The organism is Bradyrhizobium sp. F1.4.3, from assembly GCF_040548375.1.
GTDB lineage: Bacteria > Pseudomonadota > Alphaproteobacteria > Rhizobiales > Xanthobacteraceae > Bradyrhizobium.
The window spans coordinates 1,223,354-1,243,579 of record NZ_JBEPRN010000001.1 but is presented as its reverse complement, the minus strand read 5'-3'; the positions used below and the strand labels follow the sequence as shown (position 1 = coordinate 1,243,579).

General features: G+C 63.2%; 19 protein-coding genes. 15 read left to right on the top strand and 4 right to left on the bottom strand.

All coding sequences use genetic code 11. From position 1 onward, the window contains the following. Nucleotides 1-130: 130 nt before the first annotated feature. The 6 genes from ABIB73_RS06070 (at nucleotide 131) to ABIB73_RS06045 (ending at nucleotide 6,246) form a co-directional block, all read left to right on the top strand. The gene (locus ABIB73_RS06070) at nucleotides 131-1,735 is read left to right on the top strand and encodes an ABC transporter substrate-binding protein (protein WP_354222140.1); all 1,605 of its coding nucleotides are present in this window, start codon (nucleotides 131-133) and stop codon (nucleotides 1,733-1,735) included. A gap of 16 nt (nucleotides 1,736-1,751) precedes the next feature. Next, on the top strand, nucleotides 1,752-2,693 hold the full coding sequence (locus tag ABIB73_RS06065; protein ID WP_354222139.1) for an ABC transporter permease: 942 nt from the start codon (nucleotides 1,752-1,754) through the stop codon (nucleotides 2,691-2,693). Beyond that, the gene (locus ABIB73_RS06060) at nucleotides 2,690-3,613 is read left to right on the top strand and encodes an ABC transporter permease (RefSeq protein WP_354222138.1); all 924 of its coding nucleotides are present in this window, start codon (nucleotides 2,690-2,692) and stop codon (nucleotides 3,611-3,613) included. The genes ABIB73_RS06065 and ABIB73_RS06060 overlap by 4 nt, the downstream gene beginning before the upstream one ends. Before the next feature lie 19 nt (nucleotides 3,614-3,632). Then, nucleotides 3,633-4,622: an ABC transporter ATP-binding protein gene (locus ABIB73_RS06055; protein ID WP_354222137.1), complete on the top strand. Its 990-nt coding sequence runs from the start codon at nucleotides 3,633-3,635 to the stop codon at nucleotides 4,620-4,622. Further along, the gene (locus ABIB73_RS06050) at nucleotides 4,619-5,602 is read left to right on the top strand and encodes an ABC transporter ATP-binding protein (protein WP_354222136.1); all 984 of its coding nucleotides are present in this window, start codon (nucleotides 4,619-4,621) and stop codon (nucleotides 5,600-5,602) included. Before ABIB73_RS06055 ends, ABIB73_RS06050 begins: the two co-directional genes overlap by 4 nt. A gap of 146 nt (nucleotides 5,603-5,748) precedes the next feature. Next, nucleotides 5,749-6,246 (top strand): hypothetical protein, encoded by a 498-nt coding sequence (locus tag ABIB73_RS06045; RefSeq protein WP_354222135.1) that lies wholly within the window; start codon nucleotides 5,749-5,751, stop codon nucleotides 6,244-6,246. A gap of 103 nt (nucleotides 6,247-6,349) precedes the next feature. Here the strand turns inward: ABIB73_RS06045 and ABIB73_RS06040 are convergent, their stop codons facing one another. Next, a complete protein-coding gene (locus ABIB73_RS06040) occupies nucleotides 6,350-7,351 on the bottom strand; it encodes a helix-turn-helix domain-containing protein (RefSeq protein ID WP_354222134.1) in 1,002 nt (333 codons plus the stop codon). Between the two features lie 507 nt (nucleotides 7,352-7,858). Between ABIB73_RS06040 and ABIB73_RS06035 the strand changes: the two genes are divergently transcribed. After that, on the top strand, nucleotides 7,859-8,845 hold the full coding sequence (locus ABIB73_RS06035) for a formylglycine-generating enzyme family protein (protein ID WP_354222133.1): 987 nt from the start codon (nucleotides 7,859-7,861) through the stop codon (nucleotides 8,843-8,845). Between the two features lie 14 nt (nucleotides 8,846-8,859). On the opposite strand, the gene ABIB73_RS06030 is transcribed toward ABIB73_RS06035, so the two are convergent. Beyond that, nucleotides 8,860-10,113, bottom strand: coding sequence for a multidrug effflux MFS transporter (locus ABIB73_RS06030; RefSeq protein WP_354222132.1), 1,254 nt, complete (start codon nucleotides 10,111-10,113; stop codon nucleotides 8,860-8,862). 77 nt (nucleotides 10,114-10,190) lie between these two features. Beyond that, entirely contained in the window at nucleotides 10,191-11,537 is a 1,347-nt protein-coding gene (locus ABIB73_RS06025; protein ID WP_354222131.1) for a glycosyltransferase, read from the bottom strand. Nucleotides 11,538-11,888: 351 nt separating this feature from the next. Between ABIB73_RS06025 and ABIB73_RS06020 the strand changes: the two genes are divergently transcribed. The 8 genes from ABIB73_RS06020 (at nucleotide 11,889) to ABIB73_RS05985 (ending at nucleotide 18,985) form a co-directional block, all read left to right on the top strand. After that, on the top strand, nucleotides 11,889-12,833 hold the full coding sequence (locus ABIB73_RS06020) for a c-type cytochrome (protein ID WP_354222130.1): 945 nt from the start codon (nucleotides 11,889-11,891) through the stop codon (nucleotides 12,831-12,833). Between the two features lie 467 nt (nucleotides 12,834-13,300). Further along, nucleotides 13,301-14,026, top strand: coding sequence for a response regulator (locus tag ABIB73_RS06015; protein ID WP_354222129.1), 726 nt, complete (start codon nucleotides 13,301-13,303; stop codon nucleotides 14,024-14,026). A gap of 419 nt (nucleotides 14,027-14,445) precedes the next feature. Continuing rightward, nucleotides 14,446-14,844, top strand: coding sequence for a DUF1127 domain-containing protein (locus ABIB73_RS06010; protein ID WP_354222128.1), 399 nt, complete (start codon nucleotides 14,446-14,448; stop codon nucleotides 14,842-14,844). Then, nucleotides 14,834-14,977 carry a hypothetical protein gene (locus ABIB73_RS06005; protein WP_354222127.1) on the top strand — a complete coding sequence of 48 codons (144 nt, stop codon included), beginning with the start codon at nucleotides 14,834-14,836 and terminating at the stop codon, nucleotides 14,975-14,977. The genes ABIB73_RS06010 and ABIB73_RS06005 overlap by 11 nt, the downstream gene beginning before the upstream one ends. A gap of 59 nt (nucleotides 14,978-15,036) precedes the next feature. Continuing rightward, entirely contained in the window at nucleotides 15,037-16,044 is a 1,008-nt protein-coding gene (locus ABIB73_RS06000; RefSeq protein ID WP_354222126.1) for a cytochrome-c peroxidase, read from the top strand. Then, nucleotides 16,041-16,232: a hypothetical protein gene (locus tag ABIB73_RS05995; protein ID WP_354222125.1), complete on the top strand. Its 192-nt coding sequence runs from the start codon at nucleotides 16,041-16,043 to the stop codon at nucleotides 16,230-16,232. Before ABIB73_RS06000 ends, ABIB73_RS05995 begins: the two co-directional genes overlap by 4 nt. A 13-nt stretch (nucleotides 16,233-16,245) precedes the next feature. Continuing rightward, on the top strand, nucleotides 16,246-18,543 hold the full coding sequence (locus ABIB73_RS05990) for a two-component system VirA-like sensor kinase (RefSeq protein ID WP_354222124.1): 2,298 nt from the start codon (nucleotides 16,246-16,248) through the stop codon (nucleotides 18,541-18,543). Between the two features lie 145 nt (nucleotides 18,544-18,688). Further along, nucleotides 18,689-18,985: a hypothetical protein gene (locus tag ABIB73_RS05985; RefSeq protein ID WP_354222123.1), complete on the top strand. Its 297-nt coding sequence runs from the start codon at nucleotides 18,689-18,691 to the stop codon at nucleotides 18,983-18,985. 5 nt (nucleotides 18,986-18,990) lie between these two features. Here the strand turns inward: ABIB73_RS05985 and ABIB73_RS05980 are convergent, their stop codons facing one another. Then, nucleotides 18,991-19,995 carry a helix-turn-helix domain-containing protein gene (locus tag ABIB73_RS05980; RefSeq protein WP_354222122.1) on the bottom strand — a complete coding sequence of 335 codons (1,005 nt, stop codon included), beginning with the start codon at nucleotides 19,993-19,995 and terminating at the stop codon, nucleotides 18,991-18,993. Between the last annotated feature and the right edge of the window lie 231 nt (nucleotides 19,996-20,226).

Below are 20,226 nucleotides of genomic sequence, written 5' to 3'. Positions count from 1 at the left end.
GGCAAAAGGGCCGATGAGATCCCGCTGGTGAAGGCGCAATTACTGGCATACCATTTGCACGCCAATGGCTTCGGCTTCACCTGCCCTTGGCCAACGATCGGCCGGCATCACGGTATTACTGGAGGACTTCATGGATCGCAGGACCGTATTGAAGGGACTGGCTGGCGCGGGCGGTCTGGCATTTTCGGGTAGCCTCTCGGCCCCGGCGATCGCACAAGGCGCCTCAGCCCGCACCCTGCGCTTCGTGCCGCAGGCCAATCTCGCCAATTTCGATCCGATCTGGGGCACCCAATATGTCGTGCGCAATGCGGCGGCGTTGGTCTGGGATACGCTCTACGGCATCGATTCCTCGCTGGTACCGCAACGTCAGATGGTCGAGTCCGAGGAAGTGACCGACGACGGCACGACCTGGACGTTCAAGCTGCGGCCGGGGCTAAAGTTTCATGACGGCGAGCCGGTGCTGAGCAAGGACGTCGTCGCGAGCCTTGCGCGCTGGGCGGTGCGCGATCCGATGGGCCTGATGATCAAGGCGCTCCAGCAGGAGCTCACCGCCGTCGACGACCGCACCTTCAAATGGGTGCTGAAGCAGCCTTTCCCGAAGCTGCTCTACGCGCTCGCGAAGAACAACTCGCCTTGCGCCTTCATCATGCCGGAGCGGATCGCGCAGACCGACCCGTTCAAGCAGATCGGTGACTATGTCGGCTCCGGGCCGATGAAGTTCGCCAAGGGCGAGTGGGTCCCCGGCGTGAAAGCCGTGTTCGAGAAATTCGCCGACTATTCGCCGCGGCAGGAGAAGGCGTCATGGCTCGCCGGCGGCAAGCAGATGCTGGTTGACCGCATCGAATGGATCGTGATGCCGGACGCGGCCACGGCGGCCGCGGCGTTGCAAAACGGCGAGATCGATTGGTGGGAGAACCCGATCGCCGACCTCGTCCCGGTGCTGAAGAAGAACAAGAACATCAGCGTCGACATCGGCGATCCCCTCGGCAATGTCGGCTCTTTCCGCATGAATTTCCTGTATCCGCCCTTCAACGACGTGCGGGCGCGGCGTGCGGTGCTGATGGCGATGAGCCAAGAAGACTATATGCGCGCGATCGTCGGCGACGACAATTCGCTGTGGAAGCCGCTGCCCGGCTTCTTCACGCCGGATACGCCGCTCTATTCCGAGATGGGCGGCGAGATACTGAAGGGTAAGCGCGATCTCGACGCGGCCAAGAAGCTGCTCGCCGAGAGCGGCTATTCCGGCCAGCCGGTGACGTGCCTCGTCGCGCAGGACCAGCCGATCACCAAGGCGCAAGGCGACGTCACCGCGGACCTCCTCAAGAAGCTCGGCATGAATGTCGACTTCGTTGCGACCGACTGGGGCACGGTCGGCTCCCGCCGCGCACTGAAGACCCCTCCCGGGCAGGGCGGCTGGAACATGTTCCACACCTGGCATGCAGGCGCGGACTGCACCAACCCCGCGCCCTACACCGCCATTCGCGCCAATGGCGACAAGGCCTGGTTCGGCTGGCCCAACAGCCCCGGCACCGAAAAGGAGGTCACGTCCTGGTTCGAGGCCAAGAACCTCGATGAGGAAAAGGCCGCGATCGGTCGCCTTAACAAGGCGGCGCTCGACGACGTCGTCTACGCCCCGACCGGCTTCTTCCTGAGCTACACGGCGTGGCGCAAGAACGTCTCGGGCATCACCAAGGGGCCGTTGCCGTTCTTCTGGGGCGTGTCGAAATCCGCATGATCGCGCGCTGAAGCCAATGCTCTCCTACATCCTCCGGCGCATCGTCTCGACCTTGCCAGTGATGGCAATCGTCGCGCTGTTCGTGTTCAGCCTGCTCTACATCGCGCCGGGTGATCCCGCCGTGGTGATTGCGGGCGACCAGGCAAGCCCGGAGGATGTGGAGCGCATCCGCCAAAGCCTCGGCCTCGATCGGCCCTTCCTGATCCAGTTCGGAAGCTGGGTCTGGCGTATCCTGCATGGCGATCTCGGCACCTCGATCTTCACCAACCTGCCGGTCTCGACGATGATCGGGCAGCGCCTCGGACCGACACTGTCGCTGATGATGGTCACGCTGCTGCTCACGATCGTGGTTGCGGTGCCGCTCGGGGTCGTCTCCGCGTGGAAGGCTGGCAGCCTGATCGACCGCGCCATCATGGGCTTTGCCGTGTTCGGCTTCTCGCTGCCCGTCTTCGTCGTCGGCTATGTCCTCGCCTACATCTTCGCGCTTGAGCTTGAATGGCTTCCCGTGCAGGGCTACACGCCGCTCACGGAGGGCTTCTGGCCCTGGCTGCAAAATCTGATCCTGCCCGCGGTCGCGCTCGGCTGCGTCTACATCGCGCTGATCGCGCGCATTACTCGCGCGACCATGCTCGAAGTGCTGCAGCAGGACTATATCCGCACAGCGCGGGCCAAGGGCCTGGGGCAGGGCGGCATCCTTTTCGTTCACGCGCTGAAGAACGCAGCGGTGCCGATCGTAACTGTGATCGGGATCGGCATCGCGCTGCTGATCGGCGGTGCGGTCGTCACTGAAAGCGTGTTCGCGATCCCGGGCCTCGGCCGCCTCACCATCGATGCGATCCTGCGCCGAGACTATCCCGTCATCCAGGGCATCGTGCTGCTGTTCAGCTTTGTTTACGTGTTGGTCAATCTGATAATCGATGTCACCTATACGATCGTTGACCCGAGGATCCGCTATTGACCGACATGACCGTCAACCCGCACGCGCTCCCGGCCGGCCTCGTCGTCGCGCCTCAACTACCCGAAATCCTTCGGCCTGTCGTGATCCGGCGTGGCATCGTCGGTTTTCTGCGCGGCCATCCGACGGTCGCCATCGGCGGCGCGTTGCTGCTGATGCTCGTTCTTATCGCGATCTTCGCGCCCTATCTCGGAACGGTCGATCCGACCGCGCTCGCGCCTGCCAAGCGCACCCGCGCGCCCTCGGCCGCTTTCTGGTTTGGCTCCGATGTGCTCGGCCGCGACATCTATTCGCGCGTGCTCTTTGGTGCGCGAGTCTCGCTCACGGTCGGACTCTCGGTCGCGATATTCGCGTCGGCGGTCGGCCTTGCCATCGGCATCGTCTCCGGCTTCATCCGCTGGGCGGACGGCATTCTGATGCGGTTCATGGACGGCTTGATGTCGATCCCGCCGATCCTGCTCGCGATCGCGCTGATGGCGTTGACCCGCGGCAGCGTCGGCAACGTCATCCTGGCCATCACCATCGCCGAGATCCCGCGCGTCTCGCGTCTCGTGCGCAGCGTGGTGCTGTCGCTGCGCGAGCAGCCCTATGTGGACGCCGCGGTGGCCTGCGGCACGCGCACGCCGATGATCATCCTGCGCCACATCCTGCCCAACACGCTGGCTCCGATGCTGGTGCAGGCGACCTACATCTGCGCCAGTGCCATGATCACGGAGGCGATCCTGTCCTTCATCGGCGCCGGCACGCCGCCCACTATTCCGTCCTGGGGCAACATCATGGCCGAGGGCCGCGCGCTGTGGCAGGTCAAGCCCTACATCGTGTTCTTTCCGGCGGCGTTCCTGTCCGTCACCGTGCTTGCCGTGAATCTGCTCGGCGACGGCCTTCGCGATGCGCTCGATCCGCGCATGGCCAAGAGCCTCTGATGTATCGAGGCTGATCGCGATGGCACTGCTCGAAGTCGAGAACCTCCAGACCCACTTCCGCACGCCGAGCGGCATCAACCGCGCGGTCGATGGCGTGTCCTTCCACGTCAACGAAGGCGAGACGCTGGCCATCGTCGGCGAGTCCGGCTGCGGCAAGTCGGTGACCTCGATGTCACTGATGCGGCTGATCCCGGAGCCGCCAGGCAGGATCGCCGGCGCCGTCCGCTTTGCGGGCAGGGACCTGCTTCAGCTGTCCGACCGCGAGATGCGCGCCATCCGCGGCAACGACATCTCGATGATCTTCCAGGAGCCGATGACGAGCCTCAACCCTGTGCTGACCGTCGGCCGCCAGATCCGTGAGACGCTGATGATCCATCAGGGCCTGGACAAGCAGGCGGCCGAGGCGCATGCGATCGAGATGCTAACCCTCGTCGGCATTCCCGAGCCGAAGCGGCGCGTGCGCGAATATCCGCACCAGCTTTCCGGCGGTATGCGCCAGCGCGTGATGATCGCGATTGCGCTGGCCTGCAATCCAAAACTCCTGATCGCGGACGAGCCGACCACCGCGCTCGACGTGACGATCCAGGCGCAGATTCTGAAGCTGATGCTGGATCTGAAGCGCAGGGTGGGCGCGGCGATCATCCTGATCACACACGATCTTGGTGTCGTCGCCGAGATCGCGGAGCGTGTCATGGTGATGTATGCCGGCCGCAAGGTCGAGGAGGCGCCGGTCGCTGAGCTGTTCCGCTCGCCGCGTCATCCCTATACGCAGGGTCTGCTCGGCGCAGTGCCAAGGCTCGGCTCTTCGCTGACCGGCACCGCGAGGCGCCTGGCCGAGATTCCAGGACAGGTGCCTGATCTCAGGAAGCCGATCATGGGCTGTGTCTTTGCCGGACGATGCGCACTTGCGACCGATCTTTGCCGCCAGTATGCGCCGGGCCTTGAAGAGAAGGGGCCTCGCCACGTCGCCGCCTGTCACTACGCCGCCAAGGGGGCCGTTGCGGCATGAGCCATCCACTGCTCCAGGTCAACGACCTCAAGAAGCACTTTCCGGTCAAGACCGGTCTGTTCGGCCGCAAGTCTGAGTGGGTCTATGCGGTCGACGGCGTGTCGTTCGAGATCGCCCGCGGAGAGACGCTGTCGCTTGTCGGCGAGTCAGGCTGCGGCAAGTCGACGGTCGGCCGTGCCATTCTGCGTCTGTTCGAAGTGACGTCCGGCCAGGTGATCCTCGATGGCCAGCGCATTGACGATGCCGCGCCGAGCACGATGCGCCAGATGCGCCGACGCGTGCAGGTCGTATTCCAGGATCCGTTTTCGAGCCTTAATCCACGTATGCGCGTGCGCGATATTCTCGCCGAGCCGATCCGCAATTTCGGCCTTGCCAAGTCTTCAGCCGATCTTGAGTCACGCGTGACGGCGCTGATGGATACGGTGCGCCTGCCGCGCGAGGCGTTGAACCGCCGACCGCACGAATTCTCAGGCGGCCAGCGTCAGCGCATCGGCATCGCGCGCGCGCTTGCGGCCGAGCCCGAGCTGATCGTGTGCGACGAGGCGGTCTCGGCGCTCGACGTCTCGGTCAAGGCGCAGATCGTCAACCTGCTTCAGGATCTCCAGAGCGAGTTCGGCCTGGCGCTGCTCTTCATCAGCCATGATCTCGCCATCGTCGAGCACATGACCCACCGCGTCGCGGTGATGTATCTCGGCAAGATTGTCGAGGTGGCACCGCGGCGAGAAATCTTTGCCGCGCCAAGACATCCCTACACCAAGGCGCTGCTCTCGGCGGTCCCGCTACCCGAACCCGGGGCTCAGCGCAATCCCATCATCCTCAGTGGCGATGTCCCAAGCCCGATCAATCCGCCGAGCGGATGCCGCTTCCATACCCGCTGTCCGTTTGTCTTCGACCGCTGCCGGACGGAAGAGCCGGAGCTTCGCTCGGCCGATGGCGACCAATGGGTGGCCTGCCATCTCGACGCCCTGCCGCAGGGCTAGGCGGTCAGACCGTCATCGGCGCGACATGGGCATGAATGCGCGCGCTTCGGCCATATCCTGCAACATATCTCAACATCTTCGCCAAAATTTGATCGACTCGCCGCAGGTAAGATCGGCTCATACACCATGAATCGGAGACCGCTGCGATGCCCCTGAGATTGACCGTGATGCAAGCGAGCCTTGGCGCCGCCTGCCTCGCGCTGGTGGCTCTGGGCTCGTTCCCTGCGGAGGCGACACTGGACACTTTGGCCGGCTCGTGGTCCGGGATGGGGTCGATGAGGCCCAAAGATGGTCCGAACGAGAAGGTGCGTTGCAAGGTCGCCTATAACGTGACGAAGCCGGGCCGCTCGCTGACGCTGGATTTGCGCTGCGCAAGCGAGGCTTACAAGATGGTCCTGTCCGCCAATATCGAGCAGAATGGGACGGACTTCTCGGGGAATTGGTTCGAGAGCGAATACCGCCAGGGTGGCAAGATCTATGGAACGAGCGCGGAGGAGGGGCTGATCGAGGCAAGAATTGAAGGCAACACCGTCGCGGCGTTGGTGACAATCCGGACCAGGGGCAATCACCAGTCATTCGTCATGGATGCGCCTGGCGCCTGGGTCTCGCAGGTCGCAATAGAATTGAACAAGGATTCGAAGTGACGGCTACCCGAATGCTCCTGCCGGCTGCTAGCTGATGGCGATCAAGGCGCGGCAGCTTCGAGACGATAGAGCGGTACGTTGCCATGACTGTGCCGAAAATTGATCACTCAGCCGCCCATGATCGGCCCTTCGCGGTTCCAGCGCTTGGGGCAGACAATGGTCCCAATCCCAATGTTTGAGACGGGCGCTCCCCGAACATCGTTGAATAGTACTGCGCGAAGCGTCCGAGTTCGTAGAAGCCCTGCTGCATGGCGACCGCCGTCACGGTGGTCGAGCCCGGTGCGCTGTCCCGCAGGATGGAATGGATGGTGCACAGGCGCTTGTGCCGCAGGAAGCTGACCGGGCCGAGGCCGAACACCTCCTGGAAGGCGCGATGCAAGGTGCGCCGCGATACGCCCAGCGCGGCGCAGATCTCCGAAACATGCACGGGGCGCGGGCCGGCCTCGTGCAGATACTCCTCGACCCTGCGGATCAACCGCCTTGCGGAGGGAAGCCAGCCGGTGTCGTCGGGAGGCAGCGACGACATGACGTTGGCCGCCATGCATTCGACGATCGACCGCTTCCAGAAATCGGCGGTTGATGGTGTCAGGCCCTGTTTGTGAGTACACAGATGCGACATGATCCGGACCAGGCGCCTGGTTGCGATCGCACCGGTCGCAAGATCCGCCCGGAAATGGCCGCGGCTGCGCCAGGTGTCGGGATCGCTCAGCCGCGCTTCGCCGCCGAACAGGGATACGACTTCGCTGAGGTCGAAGCGCATGGCCGCGTAGGCGGACGCACCGTGAAAGACCCCGTCGTGCTCGAGCAGCGGCGGAATCACGAGAACGTCGTTGAGCTGCATATCGAACGACCAGTGGGCAACGCGCTGCTCGGCCGCCAGCAGCATTCCAACGATCAGCTTGTCGTCGCTGGAGACGCGCTGCGTGCGCATGCCGACGTTGAAGGTGCCGATGCTGAGCGAGAAATCGCCGATGCCGACGTGGGACAACGTCCCGCGCAGCCGCCCGCGTCCGAGCTGCATCACATCGACATGAGAGCCGTGGACGGCTTGGTGAAGACCCTCGAAACCGTCAAGCTTCCGCGAATCAACAAGGAACTGCCCCATGGCTATACCTTGTTATTGAAGCGCGACAATTCTGCGGCAGCCAGCGGTAAATACCACTACAACGCGAGGTGGGTGCGACAAACTGACTTCGCGTTTTGAGGCAAATCATCGCCGAATTTGACGCGAGAGATTCGCCGGATAGCACTACGGATTGTGGGGTTTGCGACATGGGTCGTTAGGCCTCACCCATCGCTGTGGCGCACTGGCACAAACTGCACATCACAGCCACCCAATCTTCGGATACCGTTTGCAACCTAAGCGATACGAATTGGAAGCGCTCTGCGGATGGCAGAGCGCACGCGGCAGGATTTCGTCGCGTGCCCGATAATTTGCGCGCAAAAAGGGGAGGAGACGTTGACGCAATACTTCATCTGCATCTCCAGCCCTGGGCGACAAGAAAGAGGGGACCAGACAATGTGTCCAACGTGCAAGGCGATTTGCCGCAATCGACGCCTGCTGAACTCCGCGCCGTAGCACCAGGTGGAATGCGCGTATCGGAGTTCCACCATGCTGCGGGCGGACCTGGATCACTGCGAGTGGTTGCCGGATGACATGAAGACCGGCGAGATGGTCTTCATTCCAGGCGGGGTCTTCCGCATGGGATCGGATCACCATTATCCCGAGGAGGCGCCGAGCCACCGCGCCTCCGTCGACGGTTTCTGGATCGACCGCACGCCCGTCACCAACCGGCAGTTCAAGGAGTTCGTCAACGCCACCGGCCATGTCACCGAGGCGCAGGTCGTCCCTGACCCCAAAGACTATCCCGGCGCGCTGACGGAAATGCTCTACGCCGGCTCGCTGGTGTTCTCGCCGCTGCCGCGCATCACTGATCTCACGGACTGGAGCCAGTGGTGGTCATTCATGCGCGGCGCCAATTGGCGCCATCCCTATGGCCCCGGCAGCAACATCAAGGGTTTCGACGACCACCCCGTCGTCCATATCTCTTATAGCGATGCGGCGGCCTATGCGCGCTGGGCCGGCAAGGATCTGCCGACGGAGGCGGAGTGGGAATTCGCTGCGCGTGGCGGCCTCGACGGCGAGGAGTTCGCCTGGGGCGATGCACTGATGCCCGGCGGCAAGCACATGGCCAATGTCTGGCAGGGAAACTTTCCTGTCCAGAATCTCGGCGAGGATGGGTTCGAGCGTACCTCGCCGGTCATGGCCTTCCCGCCGAACGGCTACGGCCTCTACGACATGATCGGCAATGTCTGGGAGTGGACCTCGGACTGGTGGTCGGCCATGCATGCGGCCGACGCCGCGAAGCCCTGCTGCATTCCGAAGAACCCTCGTGGCGGGCGCGAGGACGCGAGCTACGACCCCCGTCTGCCGGACATCAGGATTCCCCGCAAGGTGCTGAAGGGCGGCTCGCATCTCTGCGCGCCGAACTATTGTCGCCGTTATCGCCCCGCCGCGCGTCATGCCGAGCCGGTCGATACATCGACCAGCCATGTCGGATTCCGCTGCGTGGTGAGGGCGCCTGCGGCAGGAAAGTAAAAGTGTGACGCCTCCTAGCGAACAGTCGCTCGTACGTTGCGCAGTGTCGCGCTGGTGCGAGGTCCATGCGCTCCCGAGCGATGCGCGGGCCGCGCAAACAGCAAATAGAGCAGCAGCGCGAGTAGCGATGAGACGGCCATCGCTGCCGTCATCGAGAGTGCCGAGCGTCCGTCGAACAAGATTGCGACCAGGCCGCTCGCAATCGCTCCAGCGGTCATCTGAATACTTCCGGCCGCGGCGCCGACTACGCCCGCGATGTCGGGTAACGGCTGCATCGTCGCATTCATGATGTTCGGCAGGCTCAGCCCAATGGCAAGCGCCACCACCATCAGCAGTCCGGCGACGAGGGCGGGCGGCGTCCAGCCGGCCAAGGTCATCGCCAGCATCGTGCTTGCGGTGACAAACAGCAGTCCGAGACCGACCGTCAACACGTCGGCGGGCATTACGCCCCACCGGCCGAGGCGGCTGTCGAGGAAGGCGCCGCACATCACGGCCGCCGAGCACGCGCTGAAGATCATGCCATACTGGTCCGGTCGCAGGCCGACGACACCAAGGAAGAACAGCGAGGACCCGGTGACGTATGCAAACACGGTGGCGCCACCGGCGGCCCCGATCAGGATGAAAACGAACGAAACCGGGTGCTTCACGACGCGAAGATAGGCCTTGATGACGTCCGAAGCCGCGAGACGACTGGGGAGATCGATCTTCGCGCTCTCGGTAAACCCGAGGAGCACGGCCAATATCAGGATCGCGCCTGTCGCGGCCTGGACCGCATAGATCAGCCGCCAGGTGCCGATCGCGAGCAGCGCGGCACCGGCGCTCGGCGCGATCACGGTCACGACATTGATCGCGATCACGACGTTGGCCATCTTCGCGCGTGCGGTCGTTTCGTCGAACAGATCGCGGATGATCGCAAAGGTCATCGTCGTGCTGGCGGCCCCCACGCCCTGGATGAAGCGGTATGTCAGCAGCATCGGCAAAGATTGCGCGGAGGCGCAGGCGAGGCTCGCCATTACGACCAGCGCCAGGCCGAACACGATGACGGGCTTGCGGCCAACGCGGTCGGAGATCGGTCCATAGACGAGCGGCGCCACGGCGAGACTGAGCATGAAGGCACTCATCGTCAGGCCGACATCCGACGGACTTGCGCCCAGCGTCGCACCGGTCGCGGCCAGCGCCGGCAGGTTGATGTCGATGCCGGAATACGGCACTGCCGCGAGAAAGCCAAGCAGCAGTGTGAAGGCGAAGGAGATAGGCTGAATCTGCATGGCGTGATCGTTCGAATTCTTTTGCTGTTTCGGAAGGAGGGGAGGGATGCTCCCCTCCTTCGTCTGACCAGGCCAAATCACCGGACGGCGCGTCGGTCGCGGCCGGTCTCCGTCGTGCCGGCACGCCGCGACGCTCTTCGGTCGTCGGCGAGGCGGCTGATGATCCGGAGAACCTCCGATCGCGTGTCGATGCCGGCGAATTCGTCGGCCATTCGCGTCGCGCGCATGCGGTAGGCGGGACGATCGAGCACAGTACGCACTGCGTCGCGCAGCGCTTCAGGCGTCGGCTCATTGGTCGCGAGGTTGATGCCGACGCCGGACCACGCCACACGCGCATTGACGTCGGCCTTATCCTCGGTCATGCCCGCCGTGACCAACGGAATTCCGGAGCTCATGGCCTGGTTGACGCTGCCATAGCCGCCGTTGGTGACGAGTACGTCGACGCGCGGCAGCAGCCATTCGAACGGCAGATAGCTGGCAAGCCGTGCGTTGGACGGGACAGGTCCGGGCACGGCCTCAACCGGGCGGCCACCGGCCGTTGCCACGACCAGCACGTCGGGCTCGTTGGCGAGTGCAGCGAGCGTTGGCGCGACCAGGAGCCCGAGATCGTGGTTGGCCACGGTGCCCTGCGTCACCAGCACGACCTTACGTGAGCCATCGAGCTCGTGTGCCCACGGCGGCAGGGGGACCTGACCCGGAATGATCGGCGGCGTGCCGACGAAATGTACCGTGGATGGAAACGCCCGCGGAAATTCGAAGCTCGGCACCGACAGTTGCATATAGGCATCGGCGAGTTCGACGACCGAATGGAAGAGCGGCAACGACACCGGCCCGAGGCCAAAATGTTTGAGCGCCTTGTTCAGGCTGCGCAGGACTGGCTGATCGACGTTTGCGTCATACTCTCCTGCGATGACGGCGTATTGCTGGCGCTGCTCCTCCGTCGTCGCAGGTGGCAGGCCCAGGAAGTTCGGTGCGCCGTCATCACGGCCCCAGTGCAGAAACGATGTTCCGCACAAGACGATCGGCGGTCGCATCTCGCGTGGTCCAAGCAGCATCGGCAGGATGCCGAACAGCATGTCGTCGCCGACGATGACGTCAGCCGGAAAGTGCCTCAGCGCCTCGCGCAGGCCCTGATTCTGCGCCGGGATGGCGTCGACGAAGATGCGCTCGCAGGCGATGCGAAGCCACTCGGGCCCCGGCGGGATAGTCTTCAGTTCAGGAACCACCGAGAGAATGTCCCGCAGGTCGAAATCCGCGCCCGTGGGAAGAGGAAAGAACCTCGCGCCGCTGGCTTCGATTCGGGCGCGAAACACGGTCCCTGTCAGAAAGGCGATCTCGTGGTCTTCCTCGGCCAGGATGCGCGTGATCGCGAGCAGCGGATTGAGATGACCCGTCGCAGGCGTCGAAGCGATGAGAATCTTCATGGGGGCAGTCCTCTGATTGTCGAGCGTCGGCCGTGGGGCCGGCCGATTGGCAGAGGGAGAGTGCCGGGATGGCCGTTACGCCAAAACTTCGGTGCGGTGCCGAAATGGCTACGGCGGCAACGCATCATGGCGTTGTCGAGGCGCGGACAACCGGCGCTCATCCGCGCAATGTTACAATGGTAACCCACACCGCCGACGTTGAAACAGCCCGGTAGTCCCGCACCCATAGTTACGCAGACCGCTCTTTGCGGGCGAGCGCAGCAAAGTCCCAACTGGCCGCCCGCCGGAGGTGATTATTGCCGATCTCTTCTCGCGCCGGTTCGGTCGCGCCCAATTTCATTGGGGATTAACATGCCGAATATTGTTGGTCTGATTGCACTGGTGATCATTGCGGCCTTGCTGGTCTGGATGGGCGCGTGTGCCTTGCGGGCCCAGTCTCGCGCCTTGAAATGGGGCGGGGTAGGGCTCGCAGCCGTGCTGACGGTCGCAGTGTCGTCAATCGGCGCGCTGACCGCGGCGGGCCTTGTCAAGCAGCACGGGCGCTCGGCGCCTCTTCCGAACCTCACAGTCGAACTCGTGCCTGAAAGAATTGCGCGCGGCAAGGCAGTGGTCGACAGCTTTTGCAGCGGATGTCATGGCACAGCGTTGACCGGCGGCGGCAACCTCGCCAAGGATCTTCCGATCAACATCGGCTCGTTCGTTGCTGCCAATCTCACGCCGGCAGAGACATTGAAGCAGTGGTCCGATAGCGAGATTTTTCGCGCCATTCGCAACGGTATCGATGCCAATGGTGGCTGGCTCGTGATCATGTCCTTCACCAGTGCGAGCCGGTTGAGCGACGACGACACCGCTGCGGTGATCGCCTATCTCCGCAGTATCCCAGCCGCCGGTGCGCCGACGCCGGGTCGACCCGATCGGTTCAACCTTCTCGGCCTCGCGATGTTGGGCGCTGGGCTGTTGCCGGATGCCAAGCCGGTGACGGCCGCGAGCATCGCTGCGCCGCCAAAGGGGCCGACGGCTCAATACGGCGAATACCTCCTGTCCTATCAGGATTGCCGCGAATGCCACGGCAAGGATCTCAGCGGCGGTGTGCCCGGCCAGTTGCCGCCGCTCGGCCCCGATCTCGGTATCGTCGGGCAGTGGACCCTGGGCGAATTCATCACCACCATGCGCTCCGGCATCGATCCGAACGGACATCAGCTAGGTGAGCAAATGCCGTGGCGCCCGATCGGACGGATGGACGACGACGAGCTGGCCGCAATGTACCAATATCTGACGCAGTCGGTGCGCCCTTGATATGACGCGCGACATCCATACATTCGGGCTATGACGTCGGCTGACGAACCGTTGCCGCCACAGCGGGATGGTGGATTGCCGATGCGCCGCGGCTCGTCGCCGAACTGCATCACGCGCTGAGCCTTTGACGACCTCCGTAACGTGATCGAAAAAGTCCGTTCCCGCTCGTCGAGACGGGCCATTTCGCTTGAGTAGCAAATCATCCGGATCACAATTCATCACGTGTCGGAGAGTCCGAGGAATACGACGGAAAAATGACCTAGTTGGCGCGCAAATCAGCGAACATCTTTGCTCGTTATCCAGACATAAAGGGCGAGTCGGCGGCACATGACAGCGGATTTCAACCGAGTGCGGCCGACACAGAGAATCTGATTTTCGTATCAGCCGAAGCACGCAGCGGATTGCCCGTTCAAGCCTAGGCATGACGCAGCAACCGAGTTAGCTACGGCAAGTTTGAGAGATCAAATATGTTGGCAGACGTCGGCCATGTCATCGTCGTCGATGACGATCCCACCTTGCGGCAAATGGTGATCAGATATCTGGAGGAGCATAATGTACCGGGCAGGGCCGCATCCAACCGGGCGGAACTGCATCGTCATCTCGAGGGCACGCAGCCCAGCCTGATCATTCTTGATCTTCGCCTCGGTCAGGACGATGGGTTGGATCTGCTGCGGGAGATTCGTTCGCAATCCGATGTGCCAGTCATCATCACGACCGGGCACCGGCCCGATGAAATCGACCGCATCGTCGGCCTTGAGCTCGGTGCCGACGATTACATCATCAAGCCGTTCAGCCTGAGGGAGCTCCTGGCGCGCGTCCGTGCCGTGCTGCGGCGTCAGGAGATGGGACGAGCCGCGCGCGCCCGAGATCCCGAGCGCGGCGGTTATCGGTTCAATGGCTGGAAGATCGAACGCCGCGGCCGCAGGCTGATCGACGCCAGCGACGCACCGGTGCCCCTGAGCAAAGGCGAATATGCTCTGCTGCTGGCCTTCCTCGAAGCACCGCAGCGCCCGCTTAGCCGCGAGCAGCTGCTTCAGGCGACCCGCATCCACGAAGACATCTTCGACCGCAGCATCGACGTTCAAGTCTTGCGGCTGCGACGCAAGCTGGAGACCGACCCGAGCGCGCCGCGCATTATCCAGACCGAGCGGGGCGTTGGCTACGTCTTCAGTGTACCGGTCGAGCCGTTCTAGGCCAGCGCAGTGCGATTTGATGCCGCGCGCCGCCGGTCGTCTCGCGGTGGCTTCGCCCATCGTACGGCCGCGTTGACCCGCGATGGTGAAATCGTGGCGGCGGCCGGCTGCAATCGTAACCGTTTTCCCTTTGACGGTGACGTCGACGTAACAGCCGAACTTCAGAGTGTCTCCCGCAAACATTGCGCTGGAGAACTTGTCCCATGCTGAAGCACCACTCCTCTTCAAACGTGAATCGCGTGGCCCGGCCTTTCAAGATGAGGATCGCGGGCGGCCTCGATCTGCCGAATGACCGTGGAAGCAGTCAGCCGGTCTGCGCGGCATTGCCTGAGACGCGGGCAGATGCTTCGCGGTCCGTGGTGCGGCCCGCGGAAGCAGATAGCGCCACTGGTTGGTGGTCGGCGACCTTGTGGCTTGTCATGGAAGGCTTCGCCCTCTATGGCGCAGCGCTGCATCCGAACGCGGCATTCTCCGTTGAGGCGACGCCGACCATCGGGTTTGCGCGCCCGCCGCGCCGGGCTGAGAACCGGCCGCATGCCGTGACGCAGGAGCAGGGCGGCTCGCAGCCGATGAAATACGGCAGCGTTGTCGAGCCGTCGCGCGCGGCACGGGTTGGGCTGCGTCCGCGGCGTCGTTGGAGCTGCTGGGCTGCGCTTGGCGAAACCGCAGCAGTACTGGTGACGCATTGGCGCAGGGAGCGGGAGATCGAAAGAGCAATCGCGGCCCTGGCCGAATACGACGATCGTACCTTGCGCGATCTCGGCATTTACGGCCGGGCGGACATCGAGCGAGTGGTGAGGTATTGCCGTGATTGCTGACGCCGTCTACCTCGCAGTCGCCGGACTGGGCTTCTATCGCGCGATCGTCCGCTCCATCGTCTCGCGTGGTCTCAAGAGCAGCCTTATCGGCCTGACACGGCGCAACTGGCCCGCATCGATCAACAAGAGTTGAGGCGTGCCGGCCCATTCCGTTGTCACCACGCATTGCCGAAAATGTATTGTGAACCCTATTTGCACCGCTTGTCCGGATTTGCCCGAACCAGGAGTTTCCGTGAATTGATGCGTCGGTGCTCGGTCATCACGATCAGTGCATTGCTACTCGGCTGTCTACAGTCATCCCAGGCGCCGTCTCTCGCACAGTCCCCATTGCCGCTACACGTGCCGGGAGCCCTCATTCCGGAGGAGCCCATCACGCCCATGCCGGCTCCTCCCGCAATCGATCCTCGGAAGGTCAGGCTCGGCGAGCGCCTGTTCAACGACGCTCGCTTGTCGGGTGACAATTCCAGGAGCTGCTCGTCGTGCCATGACATCGGCACGAACGGCGCAAGTTCGAAGCGACACGATATTGGCCTCGATGGCGCGGAGCTGCCGTTCAACACGCTCACCGTCTTCAATTCGGTGCTCAATTTCCGCTTCGGCTGGGAGGGAAAATACCGCAACGTGGAAGCGGACGTTACGGCATCTCTGGTCAATCCGCGGATTATGGGAAGCAGCCTCGCCGATATCGCGGAAAGGCTCGACCGCGATGCAGGGATGCGCGCTGGCTTCATCGCCGCCTATGGCCGCCGTCCGGATCCCGGCAACATCGTCGACGCCATCGCAAGCTTCGAGCGGACGCTACTCACGCCAGACAGCAGGTTCGATCGTTGGCTTGCCGGAGATAGGGCTGCGCTGTCGGACGAGGAGCTGAACGGTTACAAGCTGTTCAAATCTTTGGGATGCGTGTCGTGCCATCAGGGTGTCAATGTCGGCGGCAATCTGTTTCAGCGCCACGGCATCTTTCATCCGCTTGCCTCGCCGGATCCGGCAATCTTGCGCGTGCCCAGTCTGCGCAATGTCGCGACGACCGCGCCTTACTTTCATGACGGCAGCGCGCCCACGCTCGATGACGCGGTTCGTAAGATGGGATTCGCGCAATTGAACGCGACGCTGACCGATCAGCAAGTGCAGGCGCTCGTCGCCTACCTCCACAGCCTGACTGGACAATATCGCGGGGCGCCCGTCGGAGGTGGGTCATGAAAGTCGCTCCTGCGGTAGTCGGCGTATCGTTGCTGCTGGCGCTGTTGACCTGGCTTCTGTTGAGCGGTCTGAACCTGAATTCGGACCGCTATGACCGCCAATCGCAGGCCCTCGCGGATTTCACCCGTTTCGAGCGCGGTATGAGCCGGGAAGTGTTGACGTCGCGCCGGTCTGTCACGGAACTATGACGCCCTCGTGCGGATGGTAGATGCCTACGATGCCGCGGTGGCCCGGTTGCGCGAGGCCGCGGGCTCCGACCGAGAAGAAAATGCGGCGATCGACGTACTGGCGGCCCGCGCCCGCCGGCAGGAGGAGTTGATCGAGCAGTTCAAGAGCCAGAACGCTCTGCTTCAGAATTCCTTTGCCTATTTTGGCATGTTCAGCGCCCGTCTTTCCTCGTCGGAGGATAAGCCGCTGGTGGCGGGTGCCTCTGCACTTGCGGCGGCCATGCTGCAGCTCACGCTTGATACATCCAGTGCAGCCGCCGACGAGGTACGGGCGCGGCTCGACGGACTTGTACGTCTCCAGGCGCCGCCTGAGGAGGCAGCGTCGATACGCGCCGTCATTGCGCACGGGCAGCTGCTGCATGATCTGCTTCCGGCCGTCGATGCTATTTTGAAGTCGGTGGTTGCCGAGGCCAGCAACCGCGAGCAGGATGCGGTTCATGCGATGATCATAAAGCGCCAGCTCACCGCCCGGGCGGCGGCGCGCAAGAACCGTCTTTTGCAGTATCTCACGTCGCTGCTGTTGCTCGGGGGGCTGGTGTATTTCGGCCTGTTGTTGCGTGCACGCGCCAAGGCGCTGCGCCGTCGTGCTGCCTTCGAGCACGTGATCGCTAATATCTCGATGCGCTTCATCGATTCGCATCGTGATGAACTCCGAAGCCATGTCGAGAGCGCGCTCGAGGAGCTTGCGGGCTGCATCGGCGCGGACCGGGCTTATTTCGCCTGGCGGCCAGCAACGACGGGTAACGTCTATCGGTGGTCCCGTGAAGGGGTTCGCCTTGACGAGGGTTGGCCGGAGCGTGCGCTTGATCTGGCCCAGCGATTTGATGGCGGCGAGGAGGCGATCATCTACATTCCGAAGATGAGGCCGTCGTATCCCCACGAAGCGGTGAACTTGTTCGAGGAGGCCGGGCTTCGTGGCTGGTTGTGCATCAAGACTCTGTCCGGACAGCAGCAGGCGGCTGTTCTCGGCTTCGAAGCCGTGCAGGCCGTCGCGCTGAGCCAATGGGCCGAAGTTTCGCTCTTTCGGATGGCGTTTGACGCCATCCGCAATGCAGTGGGGCGCGTAAGTCTCGAGCAGGAAAAGGAGAGGCTGCAGGCGAGCCTGCAACAGGCGCGGCGGATGGAAACGATCGGTACGTTCGCCAGCGGCATCGCCCACAACTTCAACAACATCGTCGGCGCGATCCTCGGCTATGTCGAAATGGCAGACGGCGGCATCAAGCCGGGAAGCCGGTCCGCGGCGAGCCTTGTGGAAATCCGTCGCGCCGGCGAGCGGGCGCGCGAGCTTGTGGGGCAGATCTTGAACTTCGGCCGCCGCGCCCAGGGCAGGCAGGAACGCATCCGCATCGAGGCGCTGGTGGCGGAGACCGCGGCGCTGCTCGCCGCATCATTGCCGTCGCATGTAAGGCTCGCGGTCAGCCGGAGCGCGGAAACGGCAACCGTATCGGGCGAGCCGGCGCAATTGCAGCAAGTCATTCTCAACCTTTGCAACAACGCCGCACAGGCATTGGAAGAGCCGGGCTGCATTGACCTGCGCATTGCCGAGCGCGAAGTCATCCATCCATTGCGGATCGGGCGGAAGGACCTGGGTTCTGGCCGCTTCACCATTATTTCAGTTTCCGACCCCGGACCCGGGATGGATGACGCGACACTGGAGCAAATCTTTGAGCCGTTCTTCACAACACGCGTCGATGGTACCGGCCTTGGGCTAGCAACGGTCCGCGAGATTGTCGAACGGCATGGCGGTGCCGTGGCGGTGCGGAGCGCGCCCGGTGCTGGGACACGCTTCGACGTGTGGCTGCCGTCCGACCGTTCGAGCGAGCCGGTATTGGTGCAGCAGGCGCCGTCTCTTGCGTTTCGTGGCGCCGGCGAGACCATTCTGGTGCTCGAAGCCGATCGCAGGCGCCTGCTGCGCCACGAGGAGATCCTGGCGGCACTCGGCTACGAGCCGGTCGGTTTTACGGAGCGTGCCGGGGCTGAGGCGGCCTGTCGAGCGTCCCCGGCGCGCTTCGACGCGGCGCTGGTCTGTCACTTGCCCGGCGGTTCTTCGATCGATCTTGCCGCATCGCTGCACAAAGCGATGCCCGGCCTGCCGATCATCCTTGCAAGCCCCTTTACGCACGACCTCGCCGCGCACGTGTTGGCCGCTTCCGGAATCACCGGGATGGTTCATCACCCTCTGATATCTTCCGAACTGGCCGCGGCACTGTCGCGATGTCTTGCAACGACGTCGGCCAGCGATGGACTGAGGCAGATCCTGTCTGCGCGCTAGCGAGATTGCCGGATCATGATCACGCCGTTTCACCGGTAACGCGATGTCGCGCGCGCGAAGTCATCGTGTAGTGCGCTGCTCCTATCCTTCGCATTCGGTCGTTCATCTGAGAACGGCCGAACACGACTGCGAAGGGAGAATAATGATGTCGAAACGACTTGGTCTCAGTGTTCTGGCTGCCTCGCTTCTGTTGAGCTCAGCGCCCGGTGTCGCGGGCGACGCAGACATCACGAGGGCGGTCCATGGCCTCGCCACCGGTTCGCCCGGCCATGACGATGGCTCGACAAAATACGCGGATCTGGTTCGCCAGGCGCCTGTCGGTCATCGCCAGCCGCGCCCGAGCGATATTTCGGCGGCCACTCAATTGTCACCGCCGGACTTGGAGCTGCGACGGCTGGACGAGGAGATCGATCGTAAGCTCATCATTTGTCGCGGCTGTTGATTGGTTCACCGGGCGTCTGCGCAGCGCGCACTCACCGCGCCGTCGGTGTCGCGTGAAGGCCGGCGTGGCGGAAGAGTGTCGAGGTTGAGCTGTTCGCTCTTGACGGCCGCGCGCCACCGCGCCGGCGTCTGGCCGCTGATGCGTTTGAAGACGGTCGAAAAATGCGCCTGGGTGCTGAAGCCGACTGCAAGCGCGATCTCGGCCAAGGGCCTCTCGGTCGTCGTCAACAACAACTTCGCGTGCTCGATCCGATGATTGAGGAGATATTCACGAGGACGGTATCCGGTCGCTGCGCGGAACTGTGCCGCAAAATGCATCCTGGACAGGCCGGCGATATTGGCGAGCTCGGACAGGCTGATGCTGCGTTCGAAGTGAGCGGCGATATGTTGTTCGACGCGCCGAAGCCGCCATTTCGGCAGGGCATTGACCTTGGCGCGCGGCAATTCCGGCCGGGCCAGATGCGTCGCCAGGATCTGGCCGATGCAATGGGCAAATTGGTGGCCCGCGGCATTGCCCTGCTCAGCAAGCGCCTTGGCGAGTCCCGCGGACAGCGGATCGCGCAGCAGAATGAGGTTGTCGAGTTCTTCGGCCGCACCCGGCGACCATCGGGTCGGGAAATGATCAGCGGAGATATGGACGTGCAGGAATGCGCAGGGCGCGTGGAACTGGGCGCTCAGCTGCCTCGATGGCGCGCTGACATACAACGTACCTGACGGCATGGTGCCGTCGAAAATGATCTGACGGTCCCTGGTCAGTTTTGCGCGCGTGGTCTTCAAGGCGATGCCGACGAAATATCGATCGTGGGGCGTCGTCGCTTCGTGGCAGCCGGTGCCCCGCGAGTCTTCCCATCGCGAGATCGTGATGTCCTCGATCGCGGCCTCCGAGCTGTTAGCCGTCTGACGCCATTCGCCTTCTCGTGCGATCGCCTGGGCTGCGTGAGAGAGCCCATGATCCCTTGGGGCAGCCGGAAGATCGATCCAGGCATGGTTCGTCTGCAATTCGGTCAACATCGTTCATCCCCTCTGAGCTTCGCGGTCGTTCTGAACTCAAACCTTGCTATGCTGAGAGAATAAGCGTGAGCAGGCTTGGAAGCCCGTTAGGGGTGATTAGGATCTGTTAGATTATGTGCGCGCGCATTGGGTGCGACGGCCTGCTGCAGTGGATTGCTTTTTGTTCAACATTTCAGTGTCTTACGTCGATCGTGTGGGGCAGCGTCGCGCGGAAAACCGACATTGACTGAA

Excerpts from the sequence above, each read along its gene's own strand:
- ABIB73_RS06070 (WP_354222140.1), top strand. The coding sequence starts at position 131 with ATGGATCGCAGGACCGTATTGAAGGGACTGGCTGGCGCGGGCGGTCTG.
- ABIB73_RS06065 (WP_354222139.1), top strand. The coding sequence starts at position 1,752 with ATGCTCTCCTACATCCTCCGGCGCATCGTCTCGACCTTGCCAGTGATG.
- ABIB73_RS06055 (WP_354222137.1), top strand. The coding sequence starts at position 3,633 with ATGGCACTGCTCGAAGTCGAGAACCTCCAGACCCACTTCCGCACGCCG.
- ABIB73_RS06050 (WP_354222136.1), top strand. The coding sequence starts at position 4,619 with ATGAGCCATCCACTGCTCCAGGTCAACGACCTCAAGAAGCACTTTCCG.
- ABIB73_RS06045 (WP_354222135.1), top strand. The coding sequence starts at position 5,749 with ATGCCCCTGAGATTGACCGTGATGCAAGCGAGCCTTGGCGCCGCCTGC.
- ABIB73_RS06040 (WP_354222134.1), bottom strand. The coding sequence starts at position 7,351 with ATGGGGCAGTTCCTTGTTGATTCGCGGAAGCTTGACGGTTTCGAGGGT.
- ABIB73_RS06035 (WP_354222133.1), top strand. The coding sequence starts at position 7,859 with ATGCTGCGGGCGGACCTGGATCACTGCGAGTGGTTGCCGGATGACATG.
- ABIB73_RS06030 (WP_354222132.1), bottom strand. The coding sequence starts at position 10,113 with ATGCAGATTCAGCCTATCTCCTTCGCCTTCACACTGCTGCTTGGCTTT.
- ABIB73_RS06025 (WP_354222131.1), bottom strand. The coding sequence starts at position 11,537 with ATGAAGATTCTCATCGCTTCGACGCCTGCGACGGGTCATCTCAATCCG.
- ABIB73_RS06020 (WP_354222130.1), top strand. The coding sequence starts at position 11,889 with ATGCCGAATATTGTTGGTCTGATTGCACTGGTGATCATTGCGGCCTTG.
- ABIB73_RS06015 (WP_354222129.1), top strand. The coding sequence starts at position 13,301 with ATGTTGGCAGACGTCGGCCATGTCATCGTCGTCGATGACGATCCCACC.
- ABIB73_RS06010 (WP_354222128.1), top strand. The coding sequence starts at position 14,446 with ATGGAAGGCTTCGCCCTCTATGGCGCAGCGCTGCATCCGAACGCGGCA.
- ABIB73_RS05995 (WP_354222125.1), top strand. The coding sequence starts at position 16,041 with ATGAAAGTCGCTCCTGCGGTAGTCGGCGTATCGTTGCTGCTGGCGCTG.
- ABIB73_RS05990 (WP_354222124.1), top strand. The coding sequence starts at position 16,246 with ATGGTAGATGCCTACGATGCCGCGGTGGCCCGGTTGCGCGAGGCCGCG.
- ABIB73_RS05985 (WP_354222123.1), top strand. The coding sequence starts at position 18,689 with ATGTCGAAACGACTTGGTCTCAGTGTTCTGGCTGCCTCGCTTCTGTTG.
- ABIB73_RS05980 (WP_354222122.1), bottom strand. The coding sequence starts at position 19,995 with ATGTTGACCGAATTGCAGACGAACCATGCCTGGATCGATCTTCCGGCT.